This is a genomic window from Phenylobacterium sp. (genome assembly GCF_041691455.1).
GTDB lineage: Bacteria > Pseudomonadota > Alphaproteobacteria > Caulobacterales > Caulobacteraceae > Phenylobacterium.
The window spans coordinates 32,505-47,902 of the sequence record NZ_JBEPUO010000019.1 but is presented as its reverse complement, the minus strand read 5'-3'; the positions used below and the strand labels follow the sequence as shown (position 1 = coordinate 47,902).

Genomic DNA, 15,398 nt, shown 5'->3' with positions numbered 1-15,398 from the left:
GTCTTCGTGCGCCGCGGGGCGGGCGCGGGGGAACCTCATGGGCAAGGAGCGGCTGGCGGCGTTCAGCGACGGGGTGGTGGCGATCATCATCACCATCATGGTGCTGGAGCTGAAGGTCCCGCACGGGACCTCGTTCGCCGACCTCGCGCCGGTGGCGCCGGTGTTCCTGGGGTACGTCCTGAGCTTCGTCTACATCGGCATCTACTGGAACAACCACCACCACCTGCTGCAGTTGGCGACGACGGTGACCGGCCCGATCCTGTGGGCCAACCTGCACCTGCTGTTCTGGCTCTCCCTCGTGCCCTTCGCGACCGCGTGGATGGGCGAGAACCAGCTGTCGAGCGGCCCTGTCGCGCTCTATGGCGGGGTCCTGATCATGAACGCGCTGGCCTTCACGATCCTGATGACCATGCTGATCGCCCACGAAGGTTCCGACTCCGTTCTGGCCCATGCCATGGGCCGCGACATCAAGGGCAAGGCGTCGCTGGCGATCTACGTCACGGCCATCGCGCTCGCCTTCGTCCAGCCGATCGTCTCGGTGGCGCTCTATGTGCTGGTGGCGATGATCTGGTTTATTCCTGACCGGCGGGTCGAACGGGTGCTCAAGGGGGACTGAGGATGGCGGCGACGAGCGACGGGGCGCGCGCCTTCCGGCCTGGCCTGGTGATCGGGGTCTGCATCCTGATCGCGACGCTGGAGGGCTACGACGTCCAGGCCTTCGGGGTGGCCGCGCCGCACATGGCGCCGGAGCTGGGCCTGAACCCCAGCCAGGTCGGCTGGGCCGGCAGCGCGGCGAACTTCGGCCTGGTGCTGGGCGCCCTGGCCGGTGGCTGGGCGGCCGACCGCTGGGGCCGCAAGCCCGTGCTGCTGGCCTCGGTGCTGGCCTTCGGCTTGTTCTCGCTGGCGACCGCCTTTTCCCAGGGCTTCGAGCCGCTGTTGTTGGCCCGTTTCCTGACCGGCCTCGGATTCGGCGGGGTGATGCCCAACCTGATCGCGCTTGCCGCCGAGATCGCGCGGCCCGGACGCCGCGCGGCGCTGACCAGCGCCATGTTCTGCGGCATGCCGGCCGGCGGCGCGGGCGTGTCCCTGCTGGCCCGCCTCGCGGGGGAGCACGCCGATTGGCGGTTGCTGTTCCTGGTGGGCGGCGGCCTGCCGATGCTTATCGCGCCCCTGGTCGTCTGGGTGCTGCCGGAGACCCGGCCGCAGCCGGAGCCGCATCTCGACCGCAACCTCGCCAAGGCCCTGTTCGCCGAGGGGCGGCTGGCCCCGACGCTCCTGCTCTGGGCGGCGAGCCTGCTGACGCTGGTGGTGCTGCACCTGCTGCTCAACTGGCTGCCGATCCTGGTGGCGGCCAAGGGGCATACGGCGGGGGATGGCGCGACGGCTGCGCTGGTCTTCAATGTGATGGGCGTCGTCGGCGCCGTGGCGCTGGGCGTGGCGGCCGACCGGGCGGGCGTGCGGCGGACCATGCTGGTCGCCTTCCTGGCGCTTGGGGCGGCGATGGCGGCGATCGGGGCCGCGACGGGGCTCGGTCCGATCCTCGCGGCGGCGGCGGCGGCGGGGTTCATGCTGATCGGCGCGCTCTATGTCCTCTACGGCCTCGCGCCGGCGCTGTATCCCGCCCAGGTCCGCTCGGCGGCGGCCGGGGCGGCGGTGGGCGTCGGGCGGTTCGGTTCGATCCTGGGGCCGCTGGTCGCGGGCCAACTTCGCCAGGCGGGCTGGAGCGCCGGCCACGTACTGACCGCCATGGTCCCTGTGGCGCTGGTGGCGGGGGTCGCGGTCATGGCCATGACCTATCTGGCGAAGCTCGACAATTCCTGAGCAAAAACAAGCTCGACCTTGGCCTTTTTGCCGCCCAGAAGCCGCATGAACTCGCCTTGATCTTCGCCTATGGGTCCGCCGATGGGCGTCAAGACTTGCGTACAAACCGGCCTCGCTGGGCTTCGCCGCAGGGCGAATGCCTCGAACCGAAACCCCGCCGCGGCGGCTGTCCTGCTGAGCGCAGCGGTGGTTTCGCTGGGCCTCGCCGTGGCGGCGGTGCACGCCGAGGTGATCCACCACCGCTCCGATGTGCGGCTGACCAGCGGCCCGCCGCCGGAGCATTTCAAGGTGACGACCCGGCTCGTCTGGGAAGGCGCCGATCTGGATGGCGACGGGCAGCCCGACATCGCCAATCCCACCGGCAAGGCGCCGCGCCAGGCCGACGCCTATGGCGAAGGCCGCTTCCACGCCACGCGCGACGGCGGCGAGCGTGAGCATGAGGGCGTCGACTATGTGGCCACCGCCGGCCAGACCGTCGAGGCGCCGATTTCCGGTTATGTCGCCAGGATCGGCTACGCCTATCCGGACGACCAGACCCTGCGCTACGTCGAGATCGACAACCCGGCCCTGCACCTGACGGCCCGCGTCTTCTACGTGGATCCCAAGGTCGAGGTCGGCGACAGCGTGGCGGTGGGCCGCCCCATCGGCCAGGCCCACACCCTGCAGCATCGCTATCCGCTGGGGATCACCGACCACGTCCATCTGGAGATCGCCGACGCCAAGGGGCGCAGGCTCGACGCTGGGACCTTGATCGTGGCCCGCAACATCGACGACCGGATGGCGGCCGACTAGGACCCGCACGGCGGCTTGTCAGCCGCGCGCGAACATCGTTCAGTGACGGAACGACGCAGGTCTCCCTCAGAGGGCGGACGGCGCAGGTCCCGGGGGACGACGTGGCGGCGATAGATATCAAGGCGGCGCCCGGCGCCGTGCGGTTCGGCGACGGCGTGGTGGTGCTGCTCGCCGTGGCGATCTTCATCAACTACGTCGACCGCGGCAACCTGGCGACCGCCGCGCCGCTGATGAAGGACGAGCTTCACCTCAGCGCCAGCCAGATCGGCCTGCTGCTCTCGGTCTTCTTCTGGACCTATGTCCCGGCCCAGATCCTGGCGGGCTGGCTGGCCGAGAAGATCAATCCCTACCGCACCTATGCGCTGGGCCTCGCGCTCTGGTCGGCGTCCACGGCGCTCACCGGCGTCGCCAGCGGGTTTTCGATGCTGATCGTGCTGCGTCTCCTGCTGGGGCTGGGCGAGAGCGTCGCCTTCCCCTGCTCGTCGAAGCTGATCGCCCAGCACCTGCCGCAGCACCGGTTGGGGATGGCCAACGGCCTGGTGGCGCTCGGCCTGTCGCTGGGACCCGCCTTCGGGACCTTCGCCGGCGGCCTGCTGATGGCGCAGCTGAGCTGGCGGCCGGTCTTCCTGATCTTCGGCCTGGGGTCGCTGCTCTGGCTCTGGCCCTGGCTGTCGGTGACCCGCCATCTCTCCAAGGCCGACGATGAACCCAAGGTCGACACCGCCCCGCCCTTCGCCCAGATCCTGGCGCGGCGCGAGGCCTGGGGCGCCGGGCTCGGCCATTTCTGCAACAACTACGCCTTCTATTTCGTGATCTCCTGGCTGCCGCTCTACCTGGTGAAGACCCGCGGCTTCACGGTCTCGCAGATGGCCGAGGTCGGCGGCATGATCTACCTGGTCTATGCGGCGAGCTCGATGGCCTCGGGCTGGGTGCAGGACCGCTGGATGGCGGCCGGCGGTTCGGCGACCCAGGTCCGCAAGACCGTCATCATCTCCGGCCACCTGCTCACCGCCGCGGCCATGCTGGGCTGCATGCTGGGGAGCGCCCCGGTGGCCATCGCCAGCCTGTTCGTGGCCGGGGTCGCCTTCGGCCTGATCAGCCCCTCGCTCTACGCCATCGGCCAGACGCTCGGCGGCCCGCGCGGCGGCGGCAAGTGGATCGGCTTCCAGAACTGCATCGGCAACATCGCCGGCATCGTCGCCCCGATCGTCACCGGCGCGGTGGTCGACCGGACGGGCGAGTTCACCTGGGCCTTCGCGGTGGCCGGCGTGATCGCGGTCGCCGGCGCCCTCAGCTGGGCCACTCTGGTCCGCAAGATCGCGCCGATCGCCTGGCAGGCCGCGGCCGCCTGACCCAAAGAAAAACCCCGCTCCAGGCGGAGCGGGGTTTTCTATCGAGAAAAGTCTCTCAGTCCCGCTAGAGCGAGCGGCGGCCCTGGAGGGCGTGGTAGATGAACAGCACCACCACCGCGCCCAGGGTGGCGACGAGGATCGAATAGAGGTTGAGGCCGGTGACCCCGGCCGCGCCGAAGCGCGTGAACAGGAAGCCGCCGACAAAGGCGCCGACGACGCCGAGCAGCAGGTCCATCACGATGCCGCTGCCCGTCTTGTTGACGATCTTGCTGGCGATGAAGCCGGCGACAAGGCCCAGGATGATCCAGGCGAGAATTGACATGAGCGTCTCTCCAGATAGCCGGTGCGGGAACCCTTCCCTTCCGGCGGAATGCCGCAACAAGGTTCACTGAGGCGCTTCGGTTCCGCCCGGCTTCGCGGTAGCAACGATCACGCAACCTTTGCCGTGCTGAAGGGTTTAGTTCCGAGCGTGTCCGCTGCCCTCAAGGAGACATCTCGTGCGCAACAAGCTTCTCACCGCTGCGACCCTGGTGTGCTCGGCCCTGGCCGTGGCCACTACATCCCTTCCCACCGCCGCCCAGGCCCAGCATCGTCATAAGGTCCAGGTCTGCCGCGACGTCAGTTCGCGCGGCTCGCGCAACACCGGCACCGTGGTCGGCGCTGTGACCGGCGGCCTCCTGGGTAACGCCCTGTCGCACGGCGGCGGCAAGACCGGCGGCACGATCATCGGCGCGGGCGTCGGCGCGGTCGCCGGCCACCAGATCGCCAAGCACAACGACACCCATCGGGTCTGCCACTGGGAATACCGCTAAACCGCGGCGCGCCCGCCTCGGCTATCGTCTGACCTCGGCTAGCGTCTGACGCAGAGCCATCGGGCGCGGTGGAAATTCTCCGAATTGGCCACCCAGCCCGTGATCTTCGGGTTCACGATGTTGCGGTTCACGACGAAGAAGATCGGCGCGACGCCCTCGTCGTCGAGCATGGTCTGCTCGGCGCGCGCCAGGATCTGCGCCCGTTTGGCCTCGTCGGCCTCGTTGTCGGCCTGGGCCAGCAGCGCGTCGTAGGCGGGGCTCTTGTAGTCGCCATAGTTCTGCGCGCCGACGTCTGACTTTAGCAGGCCCAGGAAGGTGACGGGATCGTTGAAGTCGGCGTACCAGCTCATGCCGCCGACCTGGAAGTCCCGGTTGCGGTAGGCCGCGAACGCGATCTGGGTCTCGTTCTGCGCGATCGTCGCCTCGACGCCGATGGCCCGCCAATCGGCCTGAACGGCTTCGGCCAGCAGCAGGGTGTCCGTCGCGTTCTGGGTCTTGAACTCGATCTTCAGCGGACGCTTCGCGTTGAACCCCGCCTGCGCCAGCAGGGCCTTGGCCTCGAGCTGGCGTTCCGGGAAGGATTCATCGGCCCAGCGGAACCGCGGGCCTTGCGTGTAGTGCGCGGTCCCCGGGGGCGTGAAGCTGTAGGCCGGGACCTGGCCCGCGCGCATCAGCTTGGCGGTGATGAACTCGCGGTCGATGGCCTCCGACAGCGCGCGGCGAACGCGCTTGTCCTGCAAGGGGCCTTTGTCGTGGGTGTTGAACGCCAGGTAGCTGGTGGCCAGCGACATGTGCGGCCGCGCGTAGCCCGGCATCACCTCGTTCATGTGCTGCAGGCGGTTCGACAGGAAGCTGGTGTTGATGTCGAGTTCGCCCCGCTGCACCCGACGCTCGGCGGAGACCAGGTCGGGCGTCGGATAGTAGTTGATGCGATCGACGCAGACGTTCTTCGCGTCCCAGAAGCGGGGGTTCTTCGCCACCTGGATTTTGTCGCCGAGGCTCCAGGAGACGAGGTTGTAGGGGCCGTTGCCGACGAAGTGGCCGGGTTGGACCCAGGCGTCGCCGTACTTTTCGACCACATGCTTGGGCACCGGGAAGAAGCTCTGGTGCTTGGCGAGCTCGAGCATGTAGGGCGCGGGGTGCTCGAGCGTGAGCTGCAGGGTGTGGGCGTCGAGCGCCTTGGCGCCCAGGGTCTCCGGCGCGGCCTTGCCCTCGTTCACCGCCTGGCCGTTCTTCAGGATATAGACGAGGTAGGCGTAGATCGAGGCGGTCTTCGGATCGAGGATCCGCCGGTAGGCGTAGACGAAGTCCTCGGCGGTGACCGGAACGCCGTCCGACCACTGGGCGTCGCGCAGGTGGAAGGTCCAGGTGAGGCCGTCCTGGCTCGTCTCCGTCGAGGTCGCCATGGCCAGCGCCGGGCTGGCGTCGGGCGCGTCGGTGGTCAGGCCGACGATCAGGTCGGCGATGATGACGAACTCGTCGATCAGGTTGGACTTCTGTGGGTCGAGCGTCAGGGGCTCGGAGTTGTTGCCGTATTCCAGGCAGACCTGGCCCGCGGGGCAGGCCGGCCGATGAACCTTGTCCTGGCAGCCGGCGAGGGCCGCGGCGACGAGGACGGCGGCGATCAGCGGCTTCTTCAAGGACGGCGACTCCGGACAGGATCGCCATCACTCCCTTGCGGCTTGGAAAATGTCGAGGCGCCTCAGTGGAGGTGGAATTCGCCGCCCAACGCCCGTAGCTCGGCGGGCTTGATCAGCCGGCAATGGCCGACGGTCACCTTGAACAGCGGGCCCTCCAGCGTACGGGTCCAGAAATCCAGGAAGCCCTTGAGGACCGGGAAGTCCGGGAAGAGGTCGTACTCCTGCCAGATGTAGCTCTGCAGCAGGGTCGGATGGTCCGGCATGCGGTAGAGGATCTCGGCGGTGGTCAGGCCGTAGCCCGCCAACTGCTTCCTGAAGTCGGGCGACGCTTTCATGGCTATGACCCCGATGCTGTTCGTCCCACGCCAGGGTGGGCGCGATTTGTAAAGAAAGTATCCGCAGAATCAATACTTTAGCACTCGCGGGGTGCGAGTGCTGCTTGCGGCGCCGAAGGCGCCGGATCCGGTGGGGTGTCCTCCTGGCAAGGCTGAGCTAGTCTGACCCGACCGACGCCGGAGCCCGCCATGCGCGCCATCGCCATCGCCTTCGCCTGCCTCGCGGCCCTCGCGCCGCCGGCCTGCGCCCAACCCTCGGCCGCCCCCGCGCCCGCCAGCGGGCCCGAGCGCTTCGCCCCCGAGATCGCGGCCTTTGCGGCGGCCGATCGCGACCATAGGCCACCGCCGTGCGGCTTCCTGTTCGTGGGCTCCTCCAGCATCCGGTTCTGGAAGACGCTCGAGGCCGACATGGCGCCCCAGCCGGCGATCAACCGCGGGTTCGGCGGCTCCACCGTCGCCGACGTGGACTACTATTTCGAGCAGGTGGTGACGCCCTATCGCCCCCGAGCCATCGTCTTCTACGCCGGTGAGAACGATCTCAACGCCGGCGCCGCGCCGCGTGCGGTGACCGCCGACTTCGTCCGCTTCATGGACCTGAAGACCAGGGCGCTGGGCGCGGCGCCGGTCTATTTCATCTCGCTGAAGCCCTCGAAGCTGCGCTGGGCGCAACGTGACGCCCAGGCGCAGGTCAACGCCCAGATCCAGGCGCTCGCCGCCCAGCGCCCCGACCTGCGCTACGTTGACGTGGTTCCGGCCATGCTGACCGGCGGCGTGCCGAAGGACATCTATGTCGCCGACGGCCTGCACATGACACCCGAGGGCTACAAGCTGTGGACCGAGGTGGTGCGCCCGGTGGTCCAGGCCGAGGCCAGGCGCCCGACACGCTGCAAGGCCGACTAACAGCGTTCCGAACCGATTCCGGTTGGCGCCCGCCGCTTACGGGTTATCGTTGTTCATATGACCACCCCCAGAGGTGGCTCGGAGGACCGGCGCCATGAAGTTCACCTGGTTCAACCTGATGCCGTGGCCCTACCTGCCGGACGACTTCCGGGAGACGAACCGCTCGGTCTGGGTGGACATCGACCAGAAGCTGTTCGACCCGGCCAAGAGCCACGAGGTCTACAACACCTATATGGACCTCCTGGAATACGCCGACACCCTCGGGTTCGACGGCGTGGGGGTGAACGAGCACCACCAGAACGGCTACGGCATCATGCCCAGCCCCAACATCATCGCCGCGGGCCTGGCGCGCCGGACCAAGGACGCGGCCATCGTCGTGCTCGGCAACTCCATCGCCCTCTACAATCCGCCGGTCCGGGTGGCCGAAGAATTCGCCATGCTGGACTGCATCTCGGGCGGGCGGCTGGTGGCCGGATTCCCGGTCGGGACCTCGATGGACACCAACTACTGCTACGGCCAGATCCCCAGCCTGACGCGGGAGAAATACCAGGAAGCCCACGACCTGATCGTCAGGGCCTGGACGACGCGCGAGCCGTTCGCCTTCAACGGCCGCTACAACAAGCTGCGGCACGTCAACATCTGGCCGCGGCCGATCCAGCAGCCGCATCCGCCGGTGCACATCCCGGGCGGCGGTTCGGTCGAGACCTACGACTTCTGCATCGACAACACCTATTCCTACTCATACCTCAGCTTCTCCGGGTACCTGCGGGCCCAGGCGCTGATGAACGGCTACTGGAAGCGCGTCGAGGAACGCGGCGTCGACAAGAGCCCCTACCGCGCGGGCTTCGCCCAGACGATCCTGGTCGCCGACACCGACGAGGAGGCCGAGCGGCTCTATTCCGAGCACGTCAGCTACTTCTACAACCGCTGCCTGCACGTCTATCCGGGTTTCGCCGACGCCCCCGGCTACCGGACGATCAAGACCATCCAGACCGGCGCGCTCAGCCAGTACGCGCCTCCGCGCGGCGGCTACACGCAACTCACGTGGAAGGAGCTGACCGAGCAGGGCCACGTGATCGCCGGCTCGCCGGAAACCGTGCGCCAGCGGATGGAGGAGCTGATCAAGGGCCTGAACGTCGGCAACATCTTCTGCCTGATGCACGTCGGGAACATGCCGGCCGACAAGTGCATGTATTCCACCAAGCTCTTCGCCGAGAAGGTGATGCCGAAGCTGCGGAACATGTTCCCCGACTGGGACGACGACAACCGCTTCTGGACCACGCCGCTGGACAAGCGGGTGACCTCCGGCCGCCTGCCGAAGGAGGCCCCCACCGGCGCCGACCTCGCCAAGACCTACGCCGTGGAGGTCTGAGCGTGGACCTCAAGACCGTTCAGACCCGCCACGTCCCCGTCCGCTATTTCGAAGGCGGGCCCCCCGAAGGCAAGAATGGCCCCGACCTCGTCTACCTGCACGGCGCGGGTGGCGTGACCGCCGAGGACCCTTTCCTGGCTGCGCTCGCCGAAAAGCACCACGTCTACGCGCCGCTGGTTCCCGGCTATGGCGACAGCGAGGAAGCGCCCGAGATCCGCGACATGCTGGATTTCACCCTGCACACCTGGGACGTGGTCGAGGCGCTCGGCCTGAAGGATCCGATCCTCGTCGGCCACTCCATGGGCGGCATGATCGCCGCGGAGATGGCGGCGATCGCGCCCAACGACGTGACCCGCCTGGCGCTGATCGCTCCCGCGGGCCTATGGGATGACGACCATCCGGTCCCCGACCTCTTCGCGACCCTGCCGTTCGAGATGCCGGCGCTCCTGTTCCACGACGCCGAGGCCGGGGCGGCGATGATGACCGCCGGCCGCAATGTCGAGGATCCGGGCTTCCTGCAGGCCTATCTGGTGACCAACGCCCGCCAGCTCGGCATGGCCGGCCGCATCCTCTTCCCGATACCGGAACGCGGGCTCCAGCAACGCCTCTACCGGATCAAGGCCAGGACGGTGCTGATCTGGGGCGACTCGGACAGGCTGATGCCGCCGGTCTATGCGCACGCCTTCAAGAAAGGCATCCCTGGCGCCCAGCTGGTCTCGATCCCCGAGGCCGGCCACATGGTGATCGTCGAGAAGACCGCCGCCGTCGTCGAGGCTATCGGCGCGCTGGGCTAAGGGGAGCGCCGCGCGAGGTCGGCCTTCACGCGGCCCACGACCTCGCGCCAATCGCCCGGCTCGCGCTGGCGGTAGAGGCGGTGGCGCGGATACCAGATCGTGTCGTCGCGCCCGGTCAGCCAGCGCCAGTCCGCGCGATGAGCGACCATCAGCCAGCAAGGCTTGCCCATGGCGCCGGCCACATGGGCGACCGCGGTGTCGACCGCGACCACCAGTTCCAGCCCGTCGATGAGGCGCGCGGTGGCGGCCATGTCCGCGGCGCCGCTGTCCTCCGGATGCAGGCTCGTCATCCCCGGCCAGCCGCGCATCTCGTCCGAGAGATCGTCAGGCAGCGAGCGTTCATGGTCGAGGGTGTTGATCGCGGCGCCCTTGGTCGCCAGCCCGACACCGGATCCCGCCTCGCCGGACGACGGCAGATAGGGCGCGCGCGGTATGTTGTCCGTCCGGGCTTCGAGGCGCCCGGGCAGGGAGGCGATCAACACCCAGGCGTCATGCCGCGGCACGGCGACGTCGGCGCCCATCGGCAGGACGGTGACGCCCAGGTCCTTGAACAGCCGGACCAGCGGCGGCGGCGAGATCATCGTCACCTGGACGCCCCGGTTCCGGAGTTCGACGACGTAGCGGGCGAACTGGATCTGGTCGCCCAGCCCCTGCTCCGGCAGCACCAGCAGGCTCTGGACCGGCTCCCCCTTCCACTCGGGGAAGCTCAGGGGTTGCGACCAGTTGAGCCGGGTGGGGCGCTCCTCGTAGAGCTTCCACGCCTCTTCGAACTGACCGGCCCGCAGCAGGACATCGGTGAGATGCCGTCGAAGTTCTTGCGGCGTCAGGGCCCGCGGCGCATCGCTCATGGGGCCAACTACCATGCGGCCGCGCGGCGGTTCCAGACCGCTCCCGAAACACCCGCCGAGCCCCTACATGCGAAGAATGGCCCTCGCCCGTCAGCCCTCCCTGTTCGACGCCGCCACCGGGCCGCGCCTGCCCGAGGGCTTCGCCTACCGGCCCGACTTCCTGTCGGCGGCCGAGGAGGGCGAGCTCGCCGCCTGGCTCGCGACCCTGCCGTTCCAGGCCTTCCAGTTCCGCGGCTACGAGGGCAAGCGCCGGGTGGTCTCGTTCGGCTGGCAGTACGACTTCACCCGCAGCCACCTCACCAAGGCCGACGACATGCCGGCCGAGCTGCTGGGCGTCCGCGCCCGCGCGGCGGCCTTCGCCGGCCTCGCGCCTGAGGACCTGCAGCAGTGCCTGCTCAACGAATATCTGCCCGGCGCGCCGATCGGCTGGCACCGCGACAGGCCGGTCTTCGAGAAGGTGGTGGGGATTTCGCTGCTCGCACCCTGCAACTTCCGCCTGCGCCGTCGCGTGGGCGAGGGCTTCCAGCGGACAGCCATCGAGCTCGAGCCGCGGTCGATCTACGCGATCGCCGGCGAGGCGCGCAGCGCCTGGGAGCATTCGATCCCGCCGGTGAAGGCGCACCGCTATTCGATCACCTTCCGCAACTTCCGAGGCGAGACGCGGACGGCTTGATTGCCCGGGCGGCAGGGGTCCATACAAAGTTGAACGGCGCGTCATGATGCCGGACACCTTGCGAGGAAGACGCCATGAAGACCCTGCTGATCGCCGCCGGCGCCCTGGCGCTCATGGCCGGCCAGGCTGAGGCCAAGACGCTCAGCGTCACGCCGGGCGGCGACGCCCAGGAGAAGCTGCAGACGGCGCTGCTCGACGCCAAGCCCGGCGACACTGTGGCCATCGCGGCCGGCCGCTACGAGCTCACCGACGGCCTGTCGCTCGACATCGCCGGCGTGACGGTGAAGGGCGCGGGCCCGGCCGCCACGATCCTGTCCTTCAAGGGCCAGAAGAGCTCCGGCGAGGGCTTCCTGGTGACCTCCAACAAGGTGACGATCCGCGACCTCGGCGTCGAGGACTCCAAGGGCGACGGCATCAAGTCCAAGGGCGTCGACCAGATCAGCTTCGTGAACCTGCGCGTCGAATGGACCGGCGGGCCCAAAGAGACCAACGGGGCCTACGGCGTCTATCCGGTGGCCTCGACCAATGTGCTGATCGACAGGGTGACGGTGAAGGGCGCGTCGGACGCCGGCATCTATGTCGGCCAGTCGAAGAACATCATCGTCAAGAACAGCCGCGCCGAGTTCAACGTCGCCGGCATCGAGATCGAGAACTCGATGAACGCCGACGTCTTCGACAACGTCTCGACCCACAACGCCGGCGGCATCCTGGTCTTCGACCTGCCGAACCTGCCGCAGATGGGCGGCCATTCCACGCGCATCTTCCGCAACAAGGTGGTGCAGAACGACACCAAGAACTTCGCCAAGAAGGGCGCGATCGTCGGCGATGTCCCGACCGGCACCGGCGTCATGCTGATGGCCAACCGCAACGTCCATGTCTTCGAAAACGAGATCGACCAGAACCAGACGGCCGCGGTGATGCTGGTCTCCTACACGCAGAAGTACGACGACCTGACCTACAACCCGCTGCCGCGGGACATCGTGGTGCGCGACAACAAGATCGGGAAGAACGGCTGGGCGCCGCAGTTCCCGGGCGGTGACGTGATCGCCAAGGCGCTGGGCGGAGCCCTGCCGCCGGTGGTCTGGGACGGGGTCTCGAACTACACCCGCAAGGGCGCGACGGCGCCGGAGGTCGTGCATGTGCGGCTGCTGGACGGCCCGGTGGCCAACCTGCATTTTAGCGCGCCCGGCAATGTGTTCAGCGCCAAGCCGGAAATGACCCCCAAGATCGACGACGGCGCGGTGGCCGAACCGAAGCCCGTCGTCCTGCCGAAGGCGCAAGCGGCCCTATGAGAACGGCCCTCGCCGCGCTCGCGGCGATCCTCAGCCTGGGCGCGGCGCCGGCTCCGACCGGGGTGGCGCAGGGCGCGCTCATGGCCGCGACGCCGGCCCCGACGCTGGCGGCCTATCGTCTGTTCACGGATGATGGCGCGCAGCATCCGAACGCCGGCGTCACGCCCTATGCCCTGAACACCCCGCTGTTCAGCGACTATGCCGAGAAGTCGCGGTTCCTCTACCTGCCGCCGGGGACGAAGGCCCGCTACCGGACGACCGGGGCGCTCGACCTGCCGGTGGGCTCGACCCTGATCAAGACCTTCGCCTATCCGGCCGACTTCCGGCGGCCCGCGGAGAAGGTGCGGATGCTGGAGACCCGCCTCCTGATCCATCGCCGGTCCGGCTGGGTCGCGCTCGCCTACGTCTGGAACGCCGAGCAGACGGAGGCCCGGCTGAAGCGGGCGGGCACGCGGCTGGATGTCAATTTCACCGATGTACAGGGGCGGTTGCGGCGGGTGGACTACCACGTGCCCAACGCCAATCAGTGCAAGGAGTGCCATTCCCTGTCCGGGCGCATCGCCCCGATCGGGGTCAAGGCGCGCAACCTCAATGGTGACTTCACCTATGCGGAAGGTCCGGAGAACCAGCTCGCGCACTGGACGCGGACGGGGATGCTGACGGGCGCGCCGGCCCCCGACAAGGCGCCGCGAACCGCCCGCTGGGACGACGCCTCCGAGCCGCTGGAGGCCCGCGCCCGGGCCTATCTCGATGGCAACTGCGGCCACTGCCACAACCCCCGCGGCATGGCGTCGAACTCCGGCCTGTTCCTCGATCTCGAGGAGGCGCGCCCGGCCCACCTCGGGATCGGCAAGCGCCCGGTGGCGGCCGGCAAGGGCTCCGGCGACCTGGAGACCGACCTCGTCCCCGGCCGTCCCGACGCCTCGATCGTCGCCTACCGCATGGCCTCGACCGACCCCGGCGTGATGATGCCCGAGCTCGGCCGATCCCTGGTCCACGACGAGGGCCTCGCCCTGGTCCGCGACTACATCGCCAGGATGCAGCGCCCCTAGGCGTCTAGAGCAGGTCGCCGCCGGCGGCCATGGCGGTGGTGCCGTCCTTCTGGAAGGCCTTGATGACGTTGCGGCCCACCGTCCAGCGGTGCACCTCGTCGGGGCCGTCCACCAGCCGCTGCGAGCGGATGTGGGTGTACCAGGCGGCCAGCGGGGTATCGAGGCTGTAGCCCAGGGCCCCGTGCAGCTGGATCGCGGTGTCGACCACGTGGTGGACCATGTGGGCCAGATAGACCTTGGCGATCGAATTCTCCTGCCGCATGTCCAGGCCCTTCTCGGCCTTGTAGGCGATGTGCAGCAGCATCAGGCGGGAGATGTAGAGCTGGGTCGCGCACTCGGCGAGCATGAACTGGACGGCCTGGCGCTCATCCAGCTTCTTGCCGAAGGTCGAGCGCTGGGTGATGTGGGCCGTCGCCATGTCGAGGGCCCGCTGGGCCATGGCGACGTTGTGCATCCCGTGGCGCAGGCGCCCATAGGCCAGGCGGTGCTGGCCCATGTCGAAGCCGCGGCCCTCGCCGCCCAGCAGGTTCTCGGCCGGGACCACCAGGTCCTTGATCTCGATCTCGGCGTGGCCGCCGCCCATCACCTCGGCGAGCGGGCCGTGGACCGCCATGGTCGGGATGTCGCGCTTGATCCGGTAGCCGGGGTTGGGCAGCTCGACGATGAAGGTCGAGAACTGCTGGTGGCGCGGCGCGTCGGGATCCGTGCGGGCCATGACCAGGGCCAGGTCCGCGGCGCTGGCGGCCGACGAGAACCACTTCTCGCCGTTCAGCACATAGTTTTCGTTGCCGTCCTTGACCGCGCTGGTGCGCATGCCGGTGGCGTCGGCGCCGGCCGCCTTCTCGGTCATCGAATAGCAGACGCGCTTCTCGCCGTTCAGCAGCGGCTTTAGGAATTTCTCCTTCTGGAAGTCGGTGCCGTGCGCCAGCAGCGTCAGGATGGTGGCGTCATCCGGCCCCTGGCTGTTCATCGACAGCGCGCCCAGGTGGCTCTGGCCGAGCTCCATCTGCACGAGCGCGTTGGCCAGCGGGCCCAGGCCCATGCCGCCGTATTCCTTGGGCACGAACGGCAGCCATAGACCCTGGGCCCGGGCCTTCTTCCGCAGGTCGGCCAGCACGGATTTGTAGGAGGCCTCGTCCTTGATCTTCTTCTCGGCCGGGATGCATTCGTCCTGCACCCACTGGCGCACGCGCTCGCGGACCGCCTTGGCTTCCGGCGGGATCTCGAAGTCGATGGACATGGCGTTTGCCTCGCTGATGTTCGTTGGGTTCAGCGTGGGTCGCGGGACCGCGCGGGGCAAGCGCCATCGTCGGCGGGCGCGCAAAGAAACCGCCGCCCGGACGACGGCGGGTCGCAGCCTCGTCGCAAGCCGGGGTCAGCGCTCGGGCGTCGCCCCGCGCTCGCCGGTCTCCTTGCGGGCGCGCTCGAGTTCCTCGCCTTCGGGACCGTCGAGCGCCTCTTCGGCTTCCTTGGCCTTCTGCTCGACCTGTCCGGACTTCACGAACTTGCGCTCTTCCTCGTCGAACTTGCGGGCGGCGTCGTAATTGCCCTCGCCCTGGATCTGGGTCTTGTCGGTCATGGCCAGGCCTCCTTCTCGTCTTCGGGTAACCCGGCGGAGGCGCGACGGTTCCAATAGACTAGATCAATGTTACAGATAGAATAAAACGATTAGCTCTATTGTTCAGAACCGCCATAGTGGGTCATTGGAACACCTT

17 protein-coding genes are annotated in these 15,398 nt (G+C 68.4%); 11 read left to right on the top strand and 6 right to left on the bottom strand.

The annotated features are described in order from the left end of the window. The first annotated feature begins 37 nt into the window (after positions 1–37). From ACESMY_RS17710 to ACESMY_RS17695, 4 genes are all read left to right on the top strand, one after another. Complete coding sequence (locus ACESMY_RS17710; protein WP_372785939.1) at positions 38–616, top strand: TMEM175 family protein; 579 nt, start codon at positions 38–40, stop codon at positions 614–616. Between the two features lie 2 nt (positions 617–618). Next, positions 619–1,821, top strand: a complete 1,203-nt coding sequence (locus ACESMY_RS17705; RefSeq protein WP_372785938.1) for an MFS transporter — start codon at positions 619–621, stop codon at positions 1,819–1,821. A gap of 81 nt (positions 1,822–1,902) precedes the next feature. Then, complete coding sequence (locus ACESMY_RS17700) at positions 1,903–2,613, top strand: M23 family metallopeptidase (RefSeq protein ID WP_372785937.1); 711 nt, start codon at positions 1,903–1,905, stop codon at positions 2,611–2,613. Between the two features lie 101 nt (positions 2,614–2,714). After that, positions 2,715–3,965 (top strand): MFS transporter, encoded by a 1,251-nt coding sequence (locus tag ACESMY_RS17695; protein WP_372785936.1) that lies wholly within the window; start codon positions 2,715–2,717, stop codon positions 3,963–3,965. Between the two features lie 64 nt (positions 3,966–4,029). Here the strand turns inward: ACESMY_RS17695 and ACESMY_RS17690 are convergent, their stop codons facing one another. Then, a complete protein-coding gene (locus ACESMY_RS17690; RefSeq protein WP_372785935.1) occupies positions 4,030–4,287 on the bottom strand; it encodes a GlsB/YeaQ/YmgE family stress response membrane protein in 258 nt (85 codons plus the stop codon). 175 nt (positions 4,288–4,462) lie between these two features. Here ACESMY_RS17690 and ACESMY_RS17685 point away from each other — a divergent pair, with 175 nt between their 5' ends. Continuing rightward, positions 4,463–4,777: a glycine zipper 2TM domain-containing protein gene (locus tag ACESMY_RS17685; RefSeq protein WP_372785934.1), complete on the top strand. Its 315-nt coding sequence runs from the start codon at positions 4,463–4,465 to the stop codon at positions 4,775–4,777. 38 nt (positions 4,778–4,815) lie between these two features. On the opposite strand, the gene ACESMY_RS17680 is transcribed toward ACESMY_RS17685, so the two are convergent. Further along, positions 4,816–6,417, bottom strand: coding sequence for a peptide ABC transporter substrate-binding protein (locus ACESMY_RS17680; RefSeq protein WP_372785933.1), 1,602 nt, complete (start codon positions 6,415–6,417; stop codon positions 4,816–4,818). A 62-nt stretch (positions 6,418–6,479) separates the two neighbouring features. Then, positions 6,480–6,752: an usg protein gene (locus tag ACESMY_RS17675; RefSeq protein WP_372785932.1), complete on the bottom strand. Its 273-nt coding sequence runs from the start codon at positions 6,750–6,752 to the stop codon at positions 6,480–6,482. 189 nt (positions 6,753–6,941) lie between these two features. Here ACESMY_RS17675 and ACESMY_RS17670 point away from each other — a divergent pair, with 189 nt between their 5' ends. The 3 genes from ACESMY_RS17670 (at position 6,942) to ACESMY_RS17660 (ending at position 9,818) form a co-directional block, all read left to right on the top strand. Beyond that, positions 6,942–7,652: a GDSL-type esterase/lipase family protein gene (locus ACESMY_RS17670; protein ID WP_372785931.1), complete on the top strand. Its 711-nt coding sequence runs from the start codon at positions 6,942–6,944 to the stop codon at positions 7,650–7,652. A gap of 94 nt (positions 7,653–7,746) precedes the next feature. Continuing rightward, a complete protein-coding gene (locus tag ACESMY_RS17665; protein WP_372785930.1) occupies positions 7,747–9,024 on the top strand; it encodes an LLM class flavin-dependent oxidoreductase in 1,278 nt (425 codons plus the stop codon). Between the two features lie 2 nt (positions 9,025–9,026). After that, entirely contained in the window at positions 9,027–9,818 is a 792-nt protein-coding gene (locus ACESMY_RS17660) for an alpha/beta fold hydrolase (protein WP_372785929.1), read from the top strand. Here ACESMY_RS17660 and ACESMY_RS17655 read toward each other — a convergent pair. Next, positions 9,815–10,666 carry a glycosyltransferase family 9 protein gene (locus ACESMY_RS17655; protein ID WP_372785928.1) on the bottom strand — a complete coding sequence of 284 codons (852 nt, stop codon included), beginning with the start codon at positions 10,664–10,666 and terminating at the stop codon, positions 9,815–9,817. The two genes, ACESMY_RS17660 and ACESMY_RS17655, sit on opposite strands and share 4 nt — an antisense overlap. 76 nt (positions 10,667–10,742) lie before the next feature. Here ACESMY_RS17655 and ACESMY_RS17650 point away from each other — a divergent pair, with 76 nt between their 5' ends. The 3 genes from ACESMY_RS17650 to ACESMY_RS17640 all read left to right on the top strand — a co-directional run bounded on the left by ACESMY_RS17650 (position 10,743) and on the right by ACESMY_RS17640 (position 13,683). Beyond that, positions 10,743–11,339 (top strand): alpha-ketoglutarate-dependent dioxygenase AlkB, encoded by a 597-nt coding sequence (locus ACESMY_RS17650; RefSeq protein WP_372785927.1) that lies wholly within the window; start codon positions 10,743–10,745, stop codon positions 11,337–11,339. Positions 11,340–11,413: 74 nt separating this feature from the next. Beyond that, positions 11,414–12,631 carry a parallel beta-helix domain-containing protein gene (locus ACESMY_RS17645; RefSeq protein WP_372785926.1) on the top strand — a complete coding sequence of 406 codons (1,218 nt, stop codon included), beginning with the start codon at positions 11,414–11,416 and terminating at the stop codon, positions 12,629–12,631. Beyond that, positions 12,628–13,683: an SO2930 family diheme c-type cytochrome gene (locus ACESMY_RS17640; RefSeq protein WP_372785925.1), complete on the top strand. Its 1,056-nt coding sequence runs from the start codon at positions 12,628–12,630 to the stop codon at positions 13,681–13,683. The genes ACESMY_RS17645 and ACESMY_RS17640 overlap by 4 nt, the downstream gene beginning before the upstream one ends. A gap of 4 nt (positions 13,684–13,687) precedes the next feature. On the opposite strand, the gene ACESMY_RS17635 is transcribed toward ACESMY_RS17640, so the two are convergent. Both ACESMY_RS17635 and ACESMY_RS17630 read right to left on the bottom strand, forming a co-directional pair. Then, the gene (locus tag ACESMY_RS17635) at positions 13,688–14,923 is read right to left on the bottom strand and encodes an acyl-CoA dehydrogenase family protein (protein ID WP_372785924.1); all 1,236 of its coding nucleotides are present in this window, start codon (positions 14,921–14,923) and stop codon (positions 13,688–13,690) included. Between the two features lie 135 nt (positions 14,924–15,058). Then, entirely contained in the window at positions 15,059–15,262 is a 204-nt protein-coding gene (locus ACESMY_RS17630) for a hypothetical protein (protein ID WP_372785923.1), read from the bottom strand. Positions 15,263–15,398: the final 136 nt, after the last annotated feature.